Genomic DNA, 20573 nt, shown 5'->3' with positions numbered 1-20573 from the left:
TTCTCAGGACAGGAAGCTGCCGTACGGGCCGGCCAGGATCGCGTTCTTCTGCGCCTGACTGAAGTGGGTGTTCGGGTAGGAGTAGAACGACGCGGACATCGGGGTGCCGTCGGTCGAGGTGGAGTCGGGCAGCCCGAAGGCGTGGCCGAGTTCGTGGACCATTCCGCCGTACCAGCGGTTCATCGGTCCGTTGACCCCGGCCGCGCCGTCCGCGTCGTGGCCACTGAGCACCACCCAGCCCGGGCTCGCGCCGCCGCCGGACTGGTTGGTCTCCTCGGCGCTGATCAGGCCCACACACAGCCACCTGCTGTCCGGGTTGCTGATCGCGAACCGGCGCATCAGCTCCTGGTGCATGTTGCCGACCACACACCAGTAGTGGTCGCTGCCGGTGCAGTTGTTGGTGATGTACCAGTTCCGGTCGTGTTCGCCGTTGACCACCTCGACGACCGTGTTGTTGAGCGCGAACGTCCGGCCGAGCTCCTGCCGGTAGTAGCTCTGGGCCTCCCGCACCACCGCCGCGATGCCGTCGGGGTAGCGCTGGTCGTACGAGACATCGGTCGGTTTGAGCCAGAACACCCGGACGGTCCTGGGGGCGGCGGAGCCGGAGGGTTGCGGTGACGGACTGCCGCCGGTCGGCGACGAGGTCGGGGTGACCCCGCCGGTGCAGGCGACACCGTTCAGGGCGAACGCGGTGGGAACGGGGTTGCTGCCGGTCCACGATCCGTTGAACCCGAACGACGTGCTCCCGCCGGTGGCGAGACTGCCGTTGTAGGAGACGTTGACCGCGGTCACGGCCGCGCCGCTCTGGCTGACCGTGGCGTTCCACGCCTGGGTGACGGTCTGGCCCGCGCCGTACGACCAGCGCAGCGTCCATCCGGTGATCGGGTCCCCGAGGTTGGTGACGGCGACACTGGCGCCGAAACCGCCCTGCCACTGGGAGCTGATCGTGTAGTCGACCCGGCAGCCGGCTGCCGCGGCACTGGCCCCCTGTGCCGCGACGACCGTCGCGGCGGCGAGGACGGCCGCGCCGGCGATCACCGGCAGGGTACGGGCTCGTCGAGCACTCAATTGAGACATGCCTATCAAGGTGCGCGCCGAAAACGTTTTCGGCAAGCACGCATAAGCCCTTACTTAAACTCGCTAAGTTTCTGCCCGCGCGCCGTTGACCAGCGCAGGACACCGGCTTACCGTGACATCGGCCACAGTCGATAGAGGCAGGAGCAGTCCATGAGGAGCCGCATCGTCGTTCTTCTGGCGGCGCTGGTCAGCGCGCTGGCCGCCACCGCGCCGGCCACGGCGGCCCCACCACCGCCCGACGACCCGGCCGCCACCGCCCTGGCCGCCACTGTCCCGGCCACGGCGGCCCTGCCACCGCCCACCGGCCCAGCTTCCACCGTCCCGGCCACGGCGGCCCTGTCACCGTCCGACGGCGCGGCCGCCACCGCCCTGGCCACGGCGGCCTCGCCGTCGTCCGGCGGGTTCGTCGTCCGCGACGGGCACCGGCTCCTCCTCGACGGAAGGACGTTCCGCTTCGGCGGCACCAACAACTACTACCTGTTCTACAAGAGCCGGGCGATGGTCGACGACGTGCTCGACGACGCCGCGGCGGCCGACTTCACCGTGCTGCGCACCTGGGCGTTCGGCCTGATCGGCAACGCCGACGGCAGCAACTCGGTGGCGCCCGCCCCAGACGGCGTCTACTTCCAGTACTGGGACGGCACGAAACCCGCCTTCAACGACGGCCCGGACGGCCTGGAACGGCTCGACTACGTCATCGCCGCGGCGCGACAGCGCGGGATCAAACTGGTGCTGCCGCTGACCAACAACTGGTCCGATTTCGGCGGGATCGATCAGTACGTACGGTGGCGCGGCGGTGCCTACCACGACGAGTTCTACACCGACCCGGTCATCAAGGGCTGGTACAAGGACTGGATCAACCATGTACTGAATCGAGTCAACACAGTCAACGGCATCAAGTACATGGACGACCCGACCATCATGACGTGGGAACTCGGCAACGAGCCCCGCTGCAAGGGATCGGGCGTCTATCCGCAGAGCTCGTCCTGCACCACGCAGACAGTCACCGCCTGGGCCGACGAGATGTCCCGGCACATCAAGTCACTCGACGCGAAACACCTGGTCAGCGTCGGCGACGAGGGCTTCTTCTGCGATGGTCCGGACGCGCCGGACTGGATCGACAACTGCGGCGAAGGGGTGGACAGCATCGCCCTGACCAAGCTGCCGGCCATCGACGTGATGTCCTACCACCTGTATCCGGACGGCTGGGGCAACCGCACCCCGCAGTGGGCGTCGAACTACATCACCCGCCACAACGAGGCCGCGAAGCAGCTCGGCAAGGCCGTCATGCTGGGCGAGTTCGGGTGGAAGAACAAGAACACCCGCAACCCGGTCTACCAGCAATGGCTGAACGACTTCGCCCGTACCGGAGGAAATGGCTTCCTGTATTGGATCCTCTCCGGATCCCAGGACGACGGCTCGCTGTATCCGGACTACGACGGCTTCACCGTCTACTGCCCGAGCCCGGTCTGCACCACGATCAGCAACGCCAGTGACGAGATCGCGTTCGGACAGCGGTCACGACCGCCGGTCGCCGACCACGACACCGCGGTGACCGAATTCGACACCGCCGTGACGTTGCAGCCGACCGCCAACGACATCGGCTATCGCAGCCCGGTCCAGACCGCGAGCGTCGACCTCGACCCGGTCACGCCGCAGCGGCAACGGACCCTCACGGTCGCCGGTGGCACCTTCACGATCACCGCCGCCGGAGCGCTGACCTTCACACCGAACAGCGGTTTCGTCGGGAAGGCGGCCGCCTCCTACACGGTTCGCGATCAGGCCGGGCGGCTGTCGAACACGGCCACCGTGACGATCACCGTGAAACCGGACCCGGCGGCGGTGGCGGTGCTCGCCTCGTTCGAGACCGGCACCGAGGGCTGGGCGTCGGCATCGTGGCAGCCCAACGGCGGAGCCGTGGCACAGACGACGGACTTCGCCACCCACGGCACACACGGCCTGCGGGTCGACGCGGCCGACGGCGGCTGGTTCGGCGTCACCTTCCCGGAGCCGATCGACCTGTCCACGCGCAGCGCCCTGAAGTACGACCTGCGAACCAGCCCGTCCGCCGGCACCAACGCGGCGATCGCGGTGCAGACCGGTTCCGGGTTCGCCTGGTGCCAGTCCAACTTCACCTGGATCAACCAGGACACCACCACCACGGCCACCATCGACCTGCTGTCCGCGATGTCCTGCGACAGCACCGCCCTGGCCGACGTCCGGGTCCTGTGGATCTACATCAACCCGGGCACCGTGCACCTCGACAACATCCGAGCCGAGTAACCGAACCGACAGTGCCCCCACCGTTCGAGGCGGGGGCACTGTCATGTCCCGATCAATGGCTGGCGGCTTTCCGGCGCGGCGAACATCACCGGAACGCGGTCGGCTCGGGGCCGCGCGAAGACGGGAGCACACGTTGGCGTTGTGCGTGCTCCGATCATCGCCAGGGCATGGATGAACGCCCACGATCAGCCGAACGCGTGCGCCCGTCCCCGCTGCAACGACGACGAAATCCCACGGTCCGCGACTGTGTGCGCTGATCAACGTTGCCGACTCGCAACTCGCGCAACAGCGGGCCCTCGCGCAACAGATCACCGGCCCCACCGGCCGTCGCCCAGCCAGGTAGAGCCGATTGGCATTCCGCTGGTGGGGCAACGGCCGGGGTCTCAGCCGTCGCCCAACACGGAAACACCCCTCACATTCCCGTGCTGAGCGACGGCCCGCGGTCTCAGCCGTCGCCCAACAGGGCAAACTGCTCGGCTCGGGCTGGGATCCGCACGGGCTGGCCGCCGCCGAGCTCAACGGCGAGTACACCGAGGCCGACAAGGCCGCTTTCCAATCGGCGACGGCCGGGCCGGCCTGAGGCCTCGTAGAGAAGGCTGGACCAACCCTCAGGTCGGGGCGCGGTACGCCGATGACGGCGGCCGTGCCCCGGCCCAGTAACCGCGTATACCGCCGTCTCGCCTGCACAGCCGTGGCCGCCACAGCCGTCGCGCTGGCGTTCCAGGCGGGCCGGCGCACCCGCCCCGGGCAGCCTCCGGCGCCCGAACCGCCACCGGCAGCGGTGACGGACGAGTCGCCGGCACCTCGCCGTCGCCCCTGGCGGCGCGTACTGCTGGCCGTCTCCGTTCTGGTCGTCACGGGCGGCACCGTCGCTGTCGTGGCCGACGAGCTCGATGGATACGCCTGTCTGTCCAGCCCGGAGATCGCCCCGGACACAGCGCCCACCGACGTGGCCGGGATGAGACGGGTGCCGCGGCTCGAGAGTCTGCCCAGCCGCGGGCCACGGATCGCGGTCGGCGAGGTCGCCGAGGTCCGCGACCCCTCCACCTACGAAGTGACGCGCGAGGTCTCGGTGTGGGGCACGAACGACGTGGAGCCGGGCACGAATCTGCAGCCGTCAGCCGGACGGCGACTCGTGTCGGTGAAGGTGCGGGAGCACAACGTCAGCGACCGAGGCGGGTACGTGCTGACCGTGAACCACAGGGTCTGGCTGTGCGATGAGGACGGCACCTGGTACGAAAACGATGCCAAGCTGACCAAGGCTCTGACCGGCGACGCGATGGGCATCGACGAGGGTATGCAGCTCGATCACCGGGTGGTGTTCCAGATCTACGAGCACTCACAACCTCATCTGGTCCGCGTGGCTCACGTCTCCGGGTGGAGGGCGTCAGGTGACTGGAAGGTGGGCTGACCGGCTCGTCAGCCCAGGACGCAGCGGTTGCGGCCGCCGTCCTTGGCCTCGTAGAGCAGCTTGTCGGCGGCGCCGAGGACCCGCCGCTGGGTGTCGCCCGGGGTGGATTCGGTGGCGCCGACGCTCACCGTCACCGGCAGGTTGCCGGTCAGCGGCTGCCACGGGTGGTCCTGGACCGAGGCGCGGAAACGTTCCAGCAGCGTGGTCGCCTCCTCAGCGTCACAGCCGGGCAGGACCAGCAGGAACTCCTCGCCGCCGAGGCGGGCCGCGAACGCCGAGCCGGACGGCCGGGAGCGGGACGCCTCGATCAGCAGGTCGGCCAGTTCGACCAGGACCCGGTCGCCGATCTCGTGGGAGCAGATGTCGTTGACCCGCTTGAAGTGGTCCAGGTCGACCAGGGCGACCGTCACCGGGCCGGTGGCGAGCAGGCCGGGCAGGGTCTCGTCGACGTAGCGGCGGTTCGGCAGGCCGGTCAGCGGGTCGCGGCGGGCCTGCTCGCGGAAACGTTCGGCCTCGCGGCGGGCCTCGGCGGTCTCGAAGACGGCGTGCCGGGCCCGGGCCTGCGCGTCGCGCTGCTGTGAGTGGAGTTCCCGCTCGGCCTCGTGGAACCGTTTGTAGACGGTGAACGCCCGGCCGGTGTCGCCGGACGCCGCGTGTAGTTCGGCCTGTTCCTGGAGGACGCGGACGCCGACTCCGGCGAGCTCGCGGTCGTCGCAGAGGGCGGCACACCGGTCCAGGCTGTCCTGGGCGGCGCCGGTGTCACCGAGGTGGCGCTGGGCGATCGCCAGGGTCAGCAGGTATTCGGCCAGGCCGTCAGCGTCGTCGGGGCCGGCCACCTCGTACGCCTCGACGTTGCCCTGCGCGATCTCGGCCGCCTCGGCATAGCGGCCGCGACCGACCTGGATCATCGCCATCGTGTCGAGGGCGTCGGCGGACAGCTCCCCGCCGGCGGTCTCGGTCACCGTGCGCAGGCGTTGCACCGCCGTCCAGGCGCGTTCGTGGTCGCCGGACAGGTGTTCGGCGTAGGCGAGATTGTTGAGCACCACCAGGTGCAGGTCGACGTCCTCGGCGGCGACGGCGACCTGCTCGGCGTGGCCGTACCGGGTACGGGCCGCCTCGATCGAGCCGCCCTGTGCGAGGACGTCGGCCAGCCGCAGCAGGATCACGCCGCGGGCGCGGGGGGACGCGTCGTCGTCGAGGGCCTCCACCGCGCGGACCGCGTGTTCCAGCCCGGCGGCGATGTCACCGAGGTTGTCGTGGACTATCGACAGCTGCTGGTGGCTGCGGGCCAGCAGCGGGCGGTGCCGGTGCTGCTGGGCCCACGCGTTGACCTCGGAGCAGATGGCGGTGGCCGGGGCCAGCTCGCCGGAGCGGCGGCGCATGTTGGCCTCCAGCAGGCGGGCCCACAGATACAGCGCGTGTTCGCCACGGGCGCGGGCCTCGGCGGCGAGCTCGGCGGAGCGGGCCAGCACGTGGGCGCCGTCGATACCGAACCGGAACTCCAGCGATTGGATCTCGGCGGCGAGTGCGGCGATGGCGGCGGTGGTGGTGGCGGCGGTGGTGGCTGGGGAGCGGGCAGGCCGGGAGGCGGCGGCCGCGGTTCGCGCCGCGGACGGGATCGAGCCGGTGCTCAAAGATCCGCTCACCTGCCCATTATCGGCAGCCCGAGAGGGAAGCCAAGGACTTCAACCTGGGTAACCGCTCAGAAACATTGACCGAACTAGTTGGACACAGTTACCGTCACCGCCGAGAGAGCGCTCTCACGCTCTCGCCGAAGGCATCTCCCGCCGAAGGCAGACCCCCATCGGAGGCATCCCCATGCGATTGGCACGTTCGGCAGCCGCGCTCGTGGTCGCGGTCAGCTCGGGCATCCTGGCCGTCACCCTGTCCGGCAGCGCCGACGCCGCGACGATCGGCGCCGGCAGCTACACCGAGACCCTCCCAGCCGGCGCAAAACTGCCCACCGGCTGCGGATCGGTGTCGACCAACCCGCGGGAGAACGTCACCGCGAACGCGCCCGCGGGCGCCGTGCCGACCAACGACTGGTGGTCGTCGCTGCTGTTCAAGAAGGGCGACGACTGCGCCTTCTCCCAGCCGCTCTACGCGCACCCGCTCGCCTACCGGCCGGTCGCCGGCGGGCTCGGGTTCTCCTACGAGCAGACGCCGGCGATCAGCGGCAGCGCAACCGGCCTCGGCGAGTACCACTACCCGTACGCGCAGAAGCTGGTTGTCGGGGTTGCGGGTTTGAATGCGCCGAAGGCGCTGGTCGACGGCTGGACCGACTGGACCGTGACGCCGTCGTGGAGTGACGGCACCCGCACGCTGAAGGCGACCATCGGCCACGGGCTGCCGCTGACGTACTTCCAGGCCACCGGCGGCGACGCGTTGATCACCGTGACCGGCCCGCCGACCGCCTGGTCGAACAGCGGCAACCGGCTCGGCTTCTCGATCGCCGGGCAGGACTACGTGGCGTGGGGCCCGGCCGGGTCGACGTGGACGGCGAGCGGCAACACGTTCCGTTCGACGCTGGCCGGCAAGGGCTACTTCACCGTCGGCGTGCTGCCGACGACGACCGCGAACACCACCGCGGAGAAGGTCGCGCTGGCCGACTCGTGGAACGCCTACGCGCACAACCACGTCACCGGGACGCGTGTCTCCTACAGCTACAGCCAGGCCACCGGCACGGTCGACACGACCTACGCCTTCACCACGACCGCCCGCGAGGGCAGCGGCACGGGCACGGTCATCGCGCTCTACCCACATCAGTGGCGATACCTCACCGGATCAACACCTTCGACGCAGACGTACGTGTCCCCGCGCGGCCGTATGAAGATCGTGACCGGCACGCAGTTCCGCACGTCGATGAAGTACACCGGGGTGCTGCCGGAGATCCCGGCCGTCGCCGACAGCAGCGGCGCCGACCTGACCACGGTCACCAACTACCTGAACGCCGAACTGGGCAACCCGGCCGACTTCCGCGGCGACGACACCTACTGGACCGGCAAGGGCCTGGGCCGGGCCGCGCGGATCGCGGAGATCGCCGACCAGCTCAACCTGACCGGCGTCCGGGACGCGGCGCTCAACGTGATCAAGACACGGATCACCGACTGGTTCACCGCGTCGTCCGGCAAGACCGCACGGCTGTTCTACTACGACCGCAACTGGGGCACGCTCATCGGCTACCCGGCGTCCTACGCCTCCGACGAGGACCTCAACGACCATCACTTCCACTACGGCTACTTCGTGGCGGCCGCGGCGACCCTCGCCAAGTTCGACCCGAACTGGGCGACCACCGGCCAGTACGGCGGCATGGTCGACCTGCTGATCCGCGACGCCAACAACTACGACCGTGGTGACACGCGGTTCCCGTACCTCCGTGATTTCGACATCTATGCCGGTCATGACTGGGCGTCCGGGCATGGCGCCTTCGGCGCGGGCAACAACCAGGAGTCGTCGTCGGAGGGGCAGAACTTCTCCAACGCGCTCATCCAGTGGGGTCAGGCCACCGGCAACAGCACGATCCGCGACGCCGGGATCTGGCTGCACACCACGCAGGCCGCGGCGATCAACGAGTACTGGTTCGACGTCACCGGCGAGAACTTCCCCACCCAGTGGGGGCACAACTACGCGGCCATCGTGTGGGGTTCGGGTGGCGCCTACGCCACCTGGTTCAGCGGTGAGCACGCGCTGGTCGTGGGCATCAACATGCTGCCGATGACCGGTGGGCAGCTCTACCTGGGCGACTACCCGGAGTCGGTGCGCAACACCTACGCCGAGCTGGTACGCAACAACGGCGGCGAACCACAGCAGTGGCGCGACATGCACTGGCAGTTCCTGGCGCTCGGCGACGGTGACTCCGCGTTGTCGAAATTCCGGGCCAGTGGCGGCAACTACACCTCCGAGGAGGGTGAGAGCAAAGCCCACACGTTCCACTGGATCCGCAACATCGCGGCACTCGGCACGATCGACAAGACCGTCACCGCGAACCATCCGCTGGCCAAGGTGTTCACCAAGAACGGCGTGAAGACGTACGTGGCCTCGAACATCACCAACAGCGCGCTCAACGTGACGTTCTCCGACGGGCGGACGATGAGCGTCGCGGCCGGCAAGACCGCCACCGTCGGCGGGCTGACCTGGAGCGGCGGCAACGCCAACGGCGGCGGCGTGGTCAACCCGTCACCCTCCCCCACCTGCACTCTCCTCTCCCAGGGCCGGCCGGCCATCGCCTCGTCGACCGAGAGCGCCGACTTCCCGGCGGCCAACGCGGTCGACGGCAACGCGGCGACCCGCTGGTCGAGCGCCTTCGCCGACCCGCAGTGGCTGCAGGTCGACCTCGGTTCGGCACAGTCGCTGAGCCGGGCCGAACTGGTCTGGGAGGCTGCCTACGGCACCGCCTACACCATCCAGACGTCGGCCGACGGCAGCTCCTGGACCACCGCCGCGACGGTCACCAACGGTGACGGCGGGACCGATACGGTCACCCTTTCCGGGAGCGGGCGTTACATCAGGGTCAACGGCACTTCCCGCGGTACGCCGTACGGCTACTCGTTGTTCGAATTCCGCGTCTACGGCGGCTGCTGAACCTCGCCGGTGGGGCTCTCAGCGCTCTTGAGGCGGTGAGAGCCCCACCGGTGGTCAGCCCTCTCGCCGATCGACGGCCACCAGGGAACCGCTCTCCATCGCCACCCACACCTCGGTGCCGGAGACGCAGAGACCATGCGGCTCCCGGCCGGGCAGCGGGCGGAGCGTGACGTCACCCTTGGTCGTGACGTAGGCCAGCTGACCGGAGCCCCACAACGTCACCCAGCAGCCGCCGTCGGGATCCGCGGCCACGGCATGCGGCCGGCACCCGGGATCGTCGAAGGTGATCTGCTCGACCGCCCCGGACGGGTCGACAAGCCCGACGCAGCCCCCGGCGATGTCCGCATACCAGACCCCGTCCGGCGAGGCGGCGACACCGACAGGCGCCGCCGGAGCCCGGCCACCGGGCAGTTCCACCACCTCGACGACGCCGCCGGTGATCCGGGCGAGGGCGCCGGCGCCGTTGAGCGCGGCCCAGGCCGTGCCGTCGGTGGCGACGGTGATCATCGCGGCCCGCGCGTCGGCGACCGGCAGGTCGATCATGGTCAACTCGCCGGTGCCGGTGATCCGGCCGATCCGGTTCAGCCCGGGTGCGGTGAACCAGACTCCCCCGTCGCCGGCAGCCGCGATGCCGTAGGGCGCCGACCCGGCCGGAACGTCAATCACCGTGTGCCCGCCGCCGGCGTCCCATCGGCTCAGCCGGTCGTCGGAACGGGTGCACCACAGCGCGCCGTCGGGGGTGACGGCCAGCAACATCGGGCGGCCGTCCAGCGGTTCGTGCCTGATCTCCCCGTCCAGCCTCCGGGCGATTCCCGGCGGATCCAGGATCGTCGCGCACAGAACAACGCTGGCGTCCGCAGCGACGGCATAGGGCGCCCAGCCCTCCGGAAGGTTCACTTCGCGGTAGGTGTTCATCGTCGCCTCCTCAGTTCCATCACTAACGCTATATCTGTAGCATTTACCACATGGAGTCGATCCCGCAAGCACCTCCGGGAGCCACCCGTCCCGGCGGCCGAACCGCACGCACCCGCGGACAGGTCCTCGAAGCCGTGGCCTCCCTGCTGTTGGAGGGCGGTTTCGACGCGGTGACGATGGACGCGGTGGCCGCCCGCTCAGGGATCCACCGCACGACGATCTACCGCCGTTGGCGCGACCCGGGAGCCCTGCTGGCCGACTCGTTCGAGGCCGCCCGCGAACAGCCATGGCAGCCCCCGGACACCGGCTCCCTACTGGGCGACCTGACCGAGATCAACCACCAGATAGTCACCGCGCTGACCGCCGAGCCATCGATCACACAGGCCCTGATCACGGCGTCGTTCCGCTCACCAGCGGCAGCCGAGGCGCTAAAACACTTCTGGGACGACCGTTTCACCAGCGCAGCAGTGGTGGTGAAACGTGCCGCCCCCGACGCCGACCCGCGAACCATCCTGATCGCCGCATGCGCCCCGATCTTCTACGAACTGGCCCTGATGCGCTCCCCCGCCACCCCGGACATGGCCGCGCGATACGCCAGGTCAGCAACCGCCGCAGCCACCACCTGACCCACCCGAGCCTCGCCAGCCAAGGATCGCGTGACCACGCAAACAAACCGACCGCGATCATCATCGGAGTCGGCGGGGTTCTGCGCGGCGAGGCAGCCTTATCCGGGCCGTGTGCTGTCGAGTGGGACGGTGATCGATGGCGGCAGACCGTACAGGCCCGGGTTCGGGACGGTGGCTTCGTCGATGGTTGTCGGGTCAAGGCTCCAGCGAGCCGCCATCGTGAGGATCTCGGATTCGTAGGGGACCGTCGCGAACCACGCCTCCCAGTCGCCGTCCGACCACTCGTCGCTCGTCTCGTCGGAATTGCGAGTACCGAGGTTCAGCTCGACCTCGTCAGGGGTCGGGGCGCCGATGAACAGCGCCACCTCACCTTCGGAGAAGCAGTAGGCCCGGGACAGGTGACCGCCGTCGGCACGTGCCCATCCGTACTGGCTGACGACACGGTCGCTGGTGAAGAACTGCACCTCACCCAACCGGCGGCTCAGCTCGGTGAGCCAGCCCGGGAACTGCGGCATCGAGGCGTCGAAGCCGACCGGCAGGTGGATCCGGCTGTGGGCGAAGGTCCAGCCGGACACCGGTCCCGCGGCGAAGACGCCATGTTTGTATGCGCGACCGGTTCCGGTCTCCCAGTCGACGGCCTCCCGGTTGTGCAACTCCAGCGCGTCGGCCACCTCTACCGGCGCCCGGTCCCGCACGGCCAGCCACGACGTTTTGTAACCGAATCCCACGCCGCCATGATCGCAGAGACCAGCTTCGCCACTGTGCCGGTTGACGTGCTGGTAGGGGATCCGTTCGCGATCGAGGATGACGCGGCCCTGATCGGTTGCAGCCGCCCAGGCCCGACTGAAACGACCTGTCTGTACTATAGTCCTAGTACACCGAGACAGGGGAAGGGTGGTCGATGCCGCGTGTTCGCGTTCCGGCTGGACGCAAGGTCGGGAGTGCCGACCTATCTGCAACTCGTCGATCAGGTACGCCGTGGGCTGCTGCTCGGCTACCTGGTCGACGGTGACCGGCTGCCCACGGTTCGCGAGGTCGCCGCCGCCCTGGTGATCAATCCGAACACGGTCGCCAAGGCCTACCGGGATCTGGAGCGGGCCGGTCTCGCCGCCCCACGGGCCGGGCAGGGCACCTTCGTGGTCGGCAGCGTCGACCAGGTGCCGGCGGCCACCTACGTCAAGCTGTCGCACGGCCTGCGTGGCTGGCTGCGCACCGCCCACGATGCCGGCCTCGACCACGACCAGATCCGCGCCCTGGTCACCGCCACCCTCGACGACGACCAGGCACAGGCGGGCGCGGCATGACCGGCGAACCGGCCCTGCGCGCGACCGGGCTGGGCCGCCGATACCGCCGCAACTGGGCGCTGCGCGACTGCACCCTGGAGCTGCCGCAGGGCCGCATCATCGGCCTGGTCGGCGCGAACGGCGCGGGCAAGACCACCCTGCTGCACCTGACGATCGGCCTGCTGAAACCGACCGAGGGCACGGTGACGGTGTTCGGCCGGCCGGCGAGCGTGGCCCAGGTCGGGTTCGTCGCCCAGGATCACCCGCTGTATTCCGGGTTCACCGTCGCCGACATGATCCGTTTCGGACGTTCGCTGAATCCGCGCTTCGACCAGGCCGGCGCCGAGCGACGCCTGAGCGAGCTCGACATCCCGCTCAGCCGCAAGGCCGGCGCGCTCTCCGGCGGGCAGCAGGCCCAGGTGGCGCTCACCCTCGCGCTGGCCAAACAGCCGCGCCTCCTGGTGCTGGACGAGCCGGTGGCCAGCCTCGACCCGCTGGCCCGCCGTGAGGTGATGCGGACCCTGGTCGACGCGGTCGCCGAGTCCGACCTGACCGTGCTGCTCTCCTCACACGTGGTCGCCGAGCTCGAACGCGTCTGCGACCACCTGGTGCTGCTGCATCAGGGGCGGGTGCGCCTGACCGGCGACATCGACGACCTGCTCGCCGGGCACCGGCTGCTCACCGGTCCGCGTACCGGCGAGACTGCCCCCGGCGTCATCGCCGCCACCCACGGCGAACGCAACAGCAACCTGCTGGTCCGCCAGCCGCCGGACGTGCCGGCGCATCCCCGCTGGGAATCGCACCCGGTCAGCCTGGAAGACCTGGTCCTGGCCTATCTGGACGAGAGGTAGACCCGCCGTGTACTGGCTGACCTGGCGGCAGCACCGCATGGAACTCCTGGTCGCGGCCGGTCTGCTGCTGCTCACCGCAGTACCGCTGATCATCACCGGCCTGACGATGCACGAGCAGTACCGCGCCGACGGCATCGCGGCGTGCGTCGCCGATCCCGCCGGCCGGGGCGGCTGCGGGCCGATCATCGATCAATTCGTGCAGCGGTACGACCAATGGGCCGCCCGTCTGATGTGGGGCGCCTTCCTACCCGCCCTGGCCGGCACCTTCGTCGGCGCACCTCTGCTGGCGCGCGAATACGAGCAGGGCACCTGGCGGCTGGCGTTCGCCCAGAGCGTGTCGCGGACCCGCTGGCTGCTGACGAAGCTGGCCCTGATCGGCACCGCGGTGGCCGTCGTGGGCGTCACGTTCGGCGCGCTGTTCAGCTGGTGGCGCGGGCCGCTGGACGAGATCGGCGGGCGGCTGGGCGCGACCTCGTTCCTGATCGCCGCACCCGTCCTCGCCGCGGCCGGCCTGTTCGCGTTCGCCACGGGTGTCCTGGCGGGGGCGGTGCTGCGCCGCACGATCGTGGCCATGGCCGCCGCACTCGGCGCCTTCCTGGCGGTGCGCCTGCCGTTGGAGGAGTACGTCCGCCCGTACTATCAGACGCCCCTGGTCCGGATCACCGACCCGCAGCCCGGCGTGGCGGCCGCGCGGCTGCCGGACACCGACTGGGTCGTCCAGAACAGCTGGGTCGACCAGGCCGGCCACCGCCTCACCGACGGTGAGGAGGCGGCGATCATCAGGCAGGTGTACGGCGGCGCCGACGCGCTCTACAGCTCGGACGCCCGGGTGGAGAGCTTCATGATCGACCACGGTCTGCGGCACTACACCGAGTACCACCCGGACAGCAGCTTCTGGACGTTCCAGGCGATCGAGGCGGGCGGCTTCCTGGCGCTGGCCGTCGTGTTCCTGGCGGCGGCAGTGTGGCTGGTCCGCCGCAGCTGAACAGGGCGCCGGCGGTGCCGCAGCACGGCGTTCGTGGCGGCGCCGCCGTCGGCATAGGGTGCCGGTATGCGACTGGTCAAATTCACGCATGCCTGTGTCCGCCTCGACGACGGCGACCGCCGGTTGCTCGTCGACCCCGGCGAATGGGCCGAGACCGAAGCGTTCGACGGGGTGACCGACATCCTGGTCACCCACGAGCACGACGACCACGTCGACCTGGAGCGGATCGTGGAACTCGCCGCGAGCCGCCCGTTGCGTCTGCACGGCCCGGAGTCGGTGCGATCAATCGCGGACAAGGCCGGGATCGGCGACACGGTGACCGTGGTGACCGCCGGTGACGTGTTCGAGGTCGCCGGGTTCACCGTGACCGCGGTCGGTGGCCGGCACGCCGAGATCTACGACGGTCTCCCCGGCTGCCCGAACCTGGGCTACGTGGTCGACGGCGTCTACCACCCGGGCGACTCGTACTTCGTGCCGGACGTCCCGGTCCACACCCTGCTGGTGCCGGCCGCCGCACCGTGGGGCCGGCACCGCGAGGCGATCGAGATGACCCGGGCGATCGCCCCGGCCAGGGCGTTCCCGATCCACGACCGGGCCCTGTCGACCGACGTCGGCTACGGCAACTTCGACGCCTGGATGGGCATGAAGGGCGGCACCGACTACACCCGGATCCCCCTGGGCCAGTCGGTGACCCTGTAACCCGGACCGCGGCCGAGGCGGGCGGGTGCGAGGTCAGCGGGGGACGACTCGGCGCATCTCGCGGAGGGCCTGGCGGCGGACGTCGCCGGTGAGGGTGTCGACGTAAAGGCGGCCGTCGAGGTGGTCGGTCTCGTGCTGGAGGGCTCGCGCCAGGAAGCCGGTGCCCTCGATGACGAGCGCGTCGCCGTTCAGGTCGAAGCCGCTGGCCACGACGCTGTCGTAGCGCCGGGTCGAGTAGCCGAGGCCGGGCAGCGACAGGCAGCCCTCCTCGTCGGTCTGTTCGCCGGCGTGGCCGCTGAGCACCGGGTTGACCAGGTGGCCGACCACACCACCGACGTTGTAGGAGAAGACGCGCAGGCTGACGCCGATCTGCGGTGCGGCGACACCGGCCCGGCCGGGTTCGCGGACGGTGTCCTCCAGGTCGCGGACGAGTTCGCGCAGCTGCGGGCCGAAGTCGGTGACCTCGTCGGCGGGTGTACGCAGGACCGGGTCACCGAAAAGCCGGATGGGCCGTACTGTCATGCCCCAAAGGCTAACCGGTCATTACGCGGCGAAGAGGGTCGGGCGTTCGGTCAGCAGCATGTGGCGCAATTTGATCAGCGAGCGGCGGGTCTGCGACTTGACCACGGTGATCGGCACGTCCAGTTCGGCGGCCACTTGTTCCACACTGTGGTCGGCGAAGTAGCGCAGCATCACGATGGCCCGGTCGCGAACCGGGAGCCGGGCCAGGGCGTCGAGCAGGGTGAGCCGCAGTTCGGGGCTGATCGAGTAGGCGGGCTCACGCAACTCTCCGGACACGCTCTCGGTGGAGCTGCGGCGGCGCCGGTGGTCCAGATAGACCCGCAACAGGACCTTCTGGGCGTACGCCACCAGGTTGTCGCTGTCGACGGCCCGCTCCCAGCTCAGGAACAGTTTGGCCAGCGTGGTCTGGGTGAGGTCCTGGGCGAGGTGCCAGTCGCGGCAGAGCTGGTACGCGGTGCTGTGCAGACGGGCGCTGGTGAGGTGGGCGAAGGCCGTGAAGTCGGCCCGGACGGGCCGGATGGTGGCCCGGATCGGGGCGACCGGGTGGTCGAGAAGCTCAAGCATGTCCGCGATCTCGTCTCTCTGCCAGCCACCGGGCACGCAGGGTGCCACTGTGGACCGTCTCGGTGCCGCGCGGACGTCAAAGTACGCGCTCAACCCCCTGCTGTGGGGGCGGATGCCGACAGTGGCACGCAATCGGTAGAGACGGCTCGGAGATCGCTATGCGTGAGCTGTGCAGGTCAGCGGCCTCCGCGCAGCGCGGCGCGGACCGGGCCGGTCTTGGCGGCGGCTTCCTCCACTTCAGCGACCGGGTCGCTGTCGATGGTGATGCCACCGCCGGCCCAGACGTGGGCGCGGGAACCGTCGACGGCGACGGTCCGGATGGTCAGGCCGAGGTCGAGGTGGTCGTGGCCGATCCAGCCGAGCGCGCCCATGCTGACGCCGCGGCCGACCGGCTCGAGGGCGGCGATCCGGTCCAGGGCGGCGAGCTTGGGTGCGCCGGTGACGCTGCCGCCGGGGCAGACCGCCCGCAACAGGTCGGCGAGACCCACGCCGGGGTCCAGGTCCGCGGACACGACCGACTCCGCCTGCCACAGACCCGACCATTCTCGTACGGCGAACAACTCGTCCACCCGCACCGGCCCGGTCCCCGGGAGACGCGCGAGGTCGTTGCGCTCCAGGTCGACGATCATCACGTGTTCGGCGCGTTCCTTGACCGAGCCGAGCAGTTCCCGGCGCCCGGCGGCGGTGGCCGGGCGGGTGCCCTTGATCGGCCGGGTGACGACCCGCCCGTCCCGGACTTCGACGAGGGTCTCCGGGGAGGCGGTGGCGATGGCCCAGCCGTCCCCGGCCAGCACTCCGCCGTACCGGGCGCCGGCCAGCGCGGCGACCCGGCGCAGGGCGGGGCCGGGATCCCCGGTGTACGACGCCGACCCGTGCCCGACGATGTTGACCTGGTAGACGTCGCCGCGGGCGATGGCGGCCCGGACCTGTTCGACGGCGGCGGCGTGCTCGTCGCGGGTCCAGCTCTCCCGCCACGGCCCGAGGTTCCACGGCTGAGGGCGATCCGACGGGCGATCCGCCGATGGGTGGTCCGGCGACGGGTGCCACGGGTCACCGGACATGTCACCGGACGGTGTGACATCCCGGGCATGTCGGTAAACAACGGCGTATACATCAGGAATGCCGGGCACAGGAGAGCGCGATCCGATGACACCGCCTGCCATCACGGCCCCAGCATCGGCCGATACGTAGAGTGATGCTCCACAGATCTCGCCATCGCCGATCGTCCGGTATTTGTCACCCGTTCGGCCGAGGCTACGCACCGATAGTCCGTTGTCGGCAAGGAACTCCGCCACAAGCTCAGCAGGGTCATCGGGATCACCCTGATGCCATCGAAAGGCGCTTAACGCGTGGTGACGGGCGTGGCAGCCCGCCGGAGCACCCGGCGGACGGCCGATCGGAGGTAGCGGACAGTGGTCAACGACCGCTCCGGCGTGGAGCATGGGAACCGAGGATCCGCGAGCCGACGCCGTCACCGGGTTGAACCAGTGTCGTTCGATGTGAGGTAACGTTCGTCACCGCAATTGTGAACCTTCACACAGCCCCCAACCGGAGTAAACCGATGTGCCAGCACCTGATCACCTGCCCCCCAGCCGACGCCACCGACCGTGAGGCCGCACGCATCATCGCGACCTTCCAGGAGCAGGGATGGAGCCTGCTCTGCAACGGCGTCATCGTCTTCGAGGACACCGGTGAGCTGCTGCCCGACGGCACCACGATCGAGCCGCACCGCGGGCCGGCCGTGCACGCCCTGGCAGCCTGAGACACTTCACGACGCGCAACGCAGCGTAGTCAATCGAGGACCACGGAAGCAGCGCAGGCCGCGATCACCGACGACCGCGACCTGCGCAACGGGAAAAACTGAGCCTGGCGGTGCTCAGTCCTCAAAAGCTTCCGGCGACGGACAGGAACACACCAGATTCCGGTCGCCGAAGGCCCCGTCGATACGCCGAACCGGCGGCCAGTACTTCGCCGTCCGGTCCACGCCCTCCGGGAAACCGGCCACGGAGCGTGAATACGGGTGGGTCCACTCGTCAGCCGTCACCGCCGACGCCGTGTGCGGCGCGTTCGCCAGCGGGTTGTCACCCGCGGGCCACTCCCCCGCCGCAACCCTGTCGATCTCGCCCTTGATGGCGACCATCGCGGCGATGAACCGGTCCAGCTCGGCGAGATCCTCACTCTCGGTCGGCTCCACCATGAGCGTGCCGGCCACCGGGAACGACATCGTCGGCGCGTGGAACCCGTAGTCGATCAGCCGCTTCGCCACATCGTCCACGCTGACGCCGGTCGCCTTGGTGATCGGGCGCAGGTCGAGGATGCACTCGTGCGCGACCAGGCCGTTCTCCCCCGCGTACAGCACCGGGAAGTGCTCGCGCAGCCGGGCCGCGACATAGTTGGCCGCCAGCACCGCAGACGCGGTCGCCGCCGCCAGACCCTCCGGGCCCATCATCCGGATGTACGCCCACGAGATCGGCAGGATGCCCGCCGAACCGTGCGCCGCCGCCGACACCGCGTGGTGATCGCCCGGCTCGAGCGGGTCACCCGGCAGGAACTCGGCCAGATGCGCCCCGACCGCGACCGGGCCCACACCGGGACCGCCGCCGCCGTGCGGGATGCAGAACGTCTTGTGCAGGTTCAGGTGCGACACGTCGGCCCCGAACTTCCCCGGCCGGGCGTAGCCGACCAGCGCGTTCAGGTTCGCCCCGTCCACATACACCTGGCCACCGGCCTCGTGCACCTTCGCGCATAGGTCGGCGATGGAGGTCTCGTACACGCCGTGCGTCGACGGGTAGGTCACCATGATCGCGGAGAGCTGGTCACGGTGCTTCTCGATCTTGGCGTCCAGATCGGTGAGGTCGACGTTGCCATCGGCGTCACAGGCGACCACGACGACCCGCATGCCGGCCATCACCGCGCTGGCGGCGTTGGTGCCGTGCGCGCTCGACGGGATCAGGCAAACGTCACGGTGCTCGTCGCCACGGGACCGGTGGTAACCACGGATCGCCAGCAGGCCGGCCAGCTCACCCTGTGAACCAGCGTTCGGCTGGACGCTGACCGCGTCGTAACCGGTGATCTCGGCCAGCCAGGTCTCCAGCTGGGCGACCAGGTGCTCGTAGCCCTCGACCTGGTTACGCGGCGCGAACGGGTGAATGTTCGCGAACTCCGGCCAGGTGACCGCCTCCATCTCGGTGGTGGCGTTCAGCTTCATCGTGCACGAGCCCAGCGGGATCATGCCGCGGTCCAGCGCGTAGTCGCGGTCCGAGAGTTTACGCAGGTAGCGCAGCATGCTGGTCTCGGACTGGTGGGTGTTGAACACCGGGTGCGACAGGTAGCCGGTGCCGCGCTCCAGCCCGGCCGGGATCGCCTGCCCGTCGAGCGCGTCGGTCTCGACGACGACGTAGCTGCCGGCGACGGCCGTGCCGAAGGCGTCCCACACCCGCTGCAGGTGCACGTCGGTGGTCGTCTCGTCGCAGGAGACCGACACGTGGTCGGCGTCGACCTGGCGCAGGTCGATGCCGTACTTCGCGGCGTTGGCCACCACCGCCGACGCCTTGCCCGGCACGTGGGCCAGCACCGTGTCGAAGAAGCTGTCGTGGACCACGGTCAGGCCGTCGACGGTCCGCAGGCCGGCGGCCAGGCGGGCGGCGAGCCGGTGGGTGCGCTCGGCGATGGCCCGCAGGCCGGCCGGGCCGTGGTACACCGCGTACATACTCGCCATCACGGCCAGCAGCACCTGCGCGGTGCAGATGTTCGATGTCGCCTTCTCCCGGCGGATGTGCTGCTCACGGGTCTGCAGGGCGAGCCGGTAGGCCTGGTTGCCGTCGGCGTCCTTCGACACGCCGACCAGACGGCCGGGCAGCGACCGCTCCAGGCCGGCGCGCACCGCCAGGTAACCGGCGTGCGGGCCACCGAACCCGAGGGGCACGCCGAACCGCTGCGTGGTCCCGGCGGCGATGTCCACGCCGATCTCGCCCGGCGCCCGCAGCAGGGTGAGGGCCAGCAGGTCGGCCGCGACCGTCACCAGGGCGCCCTTGGCGTGCGCGGCCTCGACCAGGGCGGCGTGGTCACGCACCGCGCCGGATGCGCCCGGGTACTGCAGGTGCAGGCCGAAGAACTCGTCCGGCAGCTCGTCGCGGTCGACGTCGACGATCACCACGGAGATGCCCAGCGGCTCGGCCCGGGTCCGCAGCACCGACAGCGTCTGCGGGAACGTGTCGGCGTCCACCGCGTACACACTGCTCTTGCTCTTGGACGCGCGCCGCGCGAGCGTCATGGCCTCGGCGACCGCGGTGGCCTCGTCCAGCATCGACGCGTTCGCGGTGGTCAGCCCGGTCAGGTCGGTGACCATGGTCTGGAAGTTGAGCAGCGCCTCGAGGCGGCCCTGGCTGATCTCCGGCTGGTACGGCGTGTAGGCCGTGTACCACGCCGGGTTCTCCAGCACGTTCCGCTTGATCACCGCGGGCGTGTGGGTGTTGTAGTAGCCGAGCCCGATCATCGGGGTGGCCAGCACGTTGCGGCCGGCGATCGACCGCAGCTCGGCGATCGTCTGCTCCTCGGAGATCCCGGCCGGCAGCTCGAGGTCGCCGTGGAAACGGATCGACTCGGGGATCGCGGCGTCCATCAGTTGCTCGACCGAGCCGTACCCGATCGCTTTGAGCATCTGGGTCTGCTCGTCGGCGTCCGGGCCGATGTGCCGGGAAACGAACGGGGACGTCATTGGCGACTCCTGGCGTGAGAAGGTCAAGAAGCAACCTCCCCCTCTGTCATACCCAGACT

The 20573-nt window shown here is 69.8% G+C and carries 17 protein-coding genes and 1 pseudogene; 10 read left to right on the top strand and 8 right to left on the bottom strand.

Features of this window, described 5'->3' with window-relative positions; all coding sequences use genetic code 11:
• Positions 1–612 precede the first annotated feature (612 nt).
• Positions 613–1077 (bottom strand): annotated as a pseudogene (locus AB0E94_RS22140) (cellulose-binding domain-containing protein); the annotation flags it as partial.
• 150 nt (positions 1078–1227) lie between these two features.
• Between AB0E94_RS22140 and AB0E94_RS22135 the strand changes: the two are divergent.
• From AB0E94_RS22135 to AB0E94_RS22125, 3 genes are all read left to right on the top strand, one after another.
• Positions 1228–3360, top strand: coding sequence for a cellulase family glycosylhydrolase (locus AB0E94_RS22135; RefSeq protein WP_360328920.1), 2133 nt, complete (start codon positions 1228–1230; stop codon positions 3358–3360).
• Positions 3361–3709: 349 nt separating this feature from the next.
• Positions 3710–3940: a hypothetical protein gene (locus AB0E94_RS22130; RefSeq protein WP_360328918.1), complete on the top strand. Its 231-nt coding sequence runs from the start codon at positions 3710–3712 to the stop codon at positions 3938–3940.
• A 111-nt stretch (positions 3941–4051) separates the two neighbouring features.
• On the top strand, positions 4052–4771 hold the full coding sequence (locus AB0E94_RS22125; RefSeq protein WP_360328916.1) for a hypothetical protein: 720 nt from the start codon (positions 4052–4054) through the stop codon (positions 4769–4771).
• A gap of 8 nt (positions 4772–4779) precedes the next feature.
• Here the strand turns inward: AB0E94_RS22125 and AB0E94_RS22120 are convergent, their stop codons facing one another.
• Positions 4780–6417: a tetratricopeptide repeat-containing diguanylate cyclase gene (locus AB0E94_RS22120; protein ID WP_360328914.1), complete on the bottom strand. Its 1638-nt coding sequence runs from the start codon at positions 6415–6417 to the stop codon at positions 4780–4782.
• A 172-nt stretch (positions 6418–6589) separates the two neighbouring features.
• Here AB0E94_RS22120 and AB0E94_RS22115 point away from each other — a divergent pair, with 172 nt between their 5' ends.
• Positions 6590–9352, top strand: a complete 2763-nt coding sequence (locus AB0E94_RS22115) for a glycosyl hydrolase (protein WP_360328913.1) — start codon at positions 6590–6592, stop codon at positions 9350–9352.
• A 54-nt stretch (positions 9353–9406) separates the two neighbouring features.
• Here AB0E94_RS22115 and AB0E94_RS22110 read toward each other — a convergent pair whose 3' ends face one another.
• Entirely contained in the window at positions 9407–10267 is an 861-nt protein-coding gene (locus AB0E94_RS22110; protein WP_360328911.1) for a hydrolase, read from the bottom strand.
• A gap of 50 nt (positions 10268–10317) precedes the next feature.
• On the opposite strand from AB0E94_RS22110, the gene AB0E94_RS22105 reads away from it, so the two are divergent.
• Entirely contained in the window at positions 10318–10893 is a 576-nt protein-coding gene (locus tag AB0E94_RS22105) for a TetR/AcrR family transcriptional regulator (RefSeq protein ID WP_360328910.1), read from the top strand.
• A gap of 98 nt (positions 10894–10991) precedes the next feature.
• Here the strand turns inward: AB0E94_RS22105 and AB0E94_RS22100 are convergent, their stop codons facing one another.
• Positions 10992–11621 (bottom strand): hypothetical protein, encoded by a 630-nt coding sequence (locus AB0E94_RS22100; protein WP_360328908.1) that lies wholly within the window; start codon positions 11619–11621, stop codon positions 10992–10994.
• Positions 11622–11801: 180 nt separating this feature from the next.
• On the opposite strand from AB0E94_RS22100, the gene AB0E94_RS22095 reads away from it, so the two are divergent.
• The 4 genes from AB0E94_RS22095 to AB0E94_RS22080 all read left to right on the top strand — a co-directional run bounded on the left by AB0E94_RS22095 (position 11802) and on the right by AB0E94_RS22080 (position 14711).
• Positions 11802–12197, top strand: a complete 396-nt coding sequence (locus tag AB0E94_RS22095) for a GntR family transcriptional regulator (RefSeq protein WP_360328907.1) — start codon at positions 11802–11804, stop codon at positions 12195–12197.
• The gene (locus AB0E94_RS22090) at positions 12194–13027 is read left to right on the top strand and encodes an ABC transporter ATP-binding protein (protein ID WP_360328905.1); all 834 of its coding nucleotides are present in this window, start codon (positions 12194–12196) and stop codon (positions 13025–13027) included. The genes AB0E94_RS22095 and AB0E94_RS22090 overlap by 4 nt, the downstream gene beginning before the upstream one ends.
• A 7-nt stretch (positions 13028–13034) precedes the next feature.
• Positions 13035–14012: an ABC transporter permease subunit gene (locus AB0E94_RS22085; RefSeq protein ID WP_360328903.1), complete on the top strand. Its 978-nt coding sequence runs from the start codon at positions 13035–13037 to the stop codon at positions 14010–14012.
• Between the two features lie 66 nt (positions 14013–14078).
• Complete coding sequence (locus AB0E94_RS22080; protein WP_360328902.1) at positions 14079–14711, top strand: MBL fold metallo-hydrolase; 633 nt, start codon at positions 14079–14081, stop codon at positions 14709–14711.
• A gap of 33 nt (positions 14712–14744) precedes the next feature.
• Here the strand turns inward: AB0E94_RS22080 and AB0E94_RS22075 are convergent, their stop codons facing one another.
• The 3 genes from AB0E94_RS22075 to AB0E94_RS22065 all read right to left on the bottom strand — a co-directional run bounded on the left by AB0E94_RS22075 (position 14745) and on the right by AB0E94_RS22065 (position 17239).
• Positions 14745–15233 (bottom strand): peptide deformylase, encoded by a 489-nt coding sequence (locus tag AB0E94_RS22075; RefSeq protein WP_360328900.1) that lies wholly within the window; start codon positions 15231–15233, stop codon positions 14745–14747.
• A 21-nt stretch (positions 15234–15254) separates the two neighbouring features.
• Positions 15255–15797 carry a SigE family RNA polymerase sigma factor gene (locus AB0E94_RS22070; protein WP_360328898.1) on the bottom strand — a complete coding sequence of 181 codons (543 nt, stop codon included), beginning with the start codon at positions 15795–15797 and terminating at the stop codon, positions 15255–15257.
• A gap of 176 nt (positions 15798–15973) precedes the next feature.
• On the bottom strand, positions 15974–17239 hold the full coding sequence (locus tag AB0E94_RS22065) for a chorismate-binding protein (protein ID WP_360328896.1): 1266 nt from the start codon (positions 17237–17239) through the stop codon (positions 15974–15976).
• A 119-nt stretch (positions 17240–17358) separates the two neighbouring features.
• Here AB0E94_RS22065 and AB0E94_RS22060 point away from each other — a divergent pair, with 119 nt between their 5' ends.
• Positions 17359–17559 (top strand): DUF5999 family protein, encoded by a 201-nt coding sequence (locus AB0E94_RS22060; RefSeq protein WP_093621362.1) that lies wholly within the window; start codon positions 17359–17361, stop codon positions 17557–17559.
• Between the two features lie 114 nt (positions 17560–17673).
• Here AB0E94_RS22060 and gcvP read toward each other — a convergent pair whose 3' ends face one another.
• Complete coding sequence (gene gcvP / locus AB0E94_RS22055; protein WP_360328894.1) at positions 17674–20514, bottom strand: aminomethyl-transferring glycine dehydrogenase; 2841 nt, start codon at positions 20512–20514, stop codon at positions 17674–17676.
• Positions 20515–20573: the final 59 nt, after the last annotated feature.

It is taken from the genome of Actinoplanes sp. NPDC026670 (genome assembly GCF_040638175.1).
Taxonomy (GTDB): Bacteria; Actinomycetota; Actinomycetes; order Mycobacteriales; family Micromonosporaceae; genus Actinoplanes.
The sequence above is the reverse complement of the archived record's forward strand: the minus strand, read 5'-3'. Positions and strand labels throughout refer to the sequence as shown.

Excerpts from the sequence above, each read along its gene's own strand:
- AB0E94_RS22075 (WP_360328900.1), bottom strand. The coding sequence starts at position 15,233 with ATGACAGTACGGCCCATCCGGCTTTTCGGTGACCCGGTCCTGCGTACA.
- AB0E94_RS22110 (WP_360328911.1), bottom strand. The coding sequence starts at position 10,267 with ATGAACACCTACCGCGAAGTGAACCTTCCGGAGGGCTGGGCGCCCTAT.
- AB0E94_RS22090 (WP_360328905.1), top strand. The coding sequence starts at position 12,194 with ATGACCGGCGAACCGGCCCTGCGCGCGACCGGGCTGGGCCGCCGATAC.
- AB0E94_RS22070 (WP_360328898.1), bottom strand. The coding sequence starts at position 15,797 with ATGCTTGAGCTTCTCGACCACCCGGTCGCCCCGATCCGGGCCACCATC.
- AB0E94_RS22065 (WP_360328896.1), bottom strand. The coding sequence starts at position 17,239 with ATGCTCCACGCCGGAGCGGTCGTTGACCACTGTCCGCTACCTCCGATC.
- AB0E94_RS22105 (WP_360328910.1), top strand. The coding sequence starts at position 10,318 with ATGGAGTCGATCCCGCAAGCACCTCCGGGAGCCACCCGTCCCGGCGGC.
- AB0E94_RS22135 (WP_360328920.1), top strand. The coding sequence starts at position 1,228 with ATGAGGAGCCGCATCGTCGTTCTTCTGGCGGCGCTGGTCAGCGCGCTG.
- AB0E94_RS22115 (WP_360328913.1), top strand. The coding sequence starts at position 6,590 with ATGCGATTGGCACGTTCGGCAGCCGCGCTCGTGGTCGCGGTCAGCTCG.
- gcvP (WP_360328894.1), bottom strand. The coding sequence starts at position 20,514 with ATGACGTCCCCGTTCGTTTCCCGGCACATCGGCCCGGACGCCGACGAG.
- AB0E94_RS22060 (WP_093621362.1), top strand. The coding sequence starts at position 17,359 with ATGTGCCAGCACCTGATCACCTGCCCCCCAGCCGACGCCACCGACCGT.
- AB0E94_RS22080 (WP_360328902.1), top strand. The coding sequence starts at position 14,079 with ATGCGACTGGTCAAATTCACGCATGCCTGTGTCCGCCTCGACGACGGC.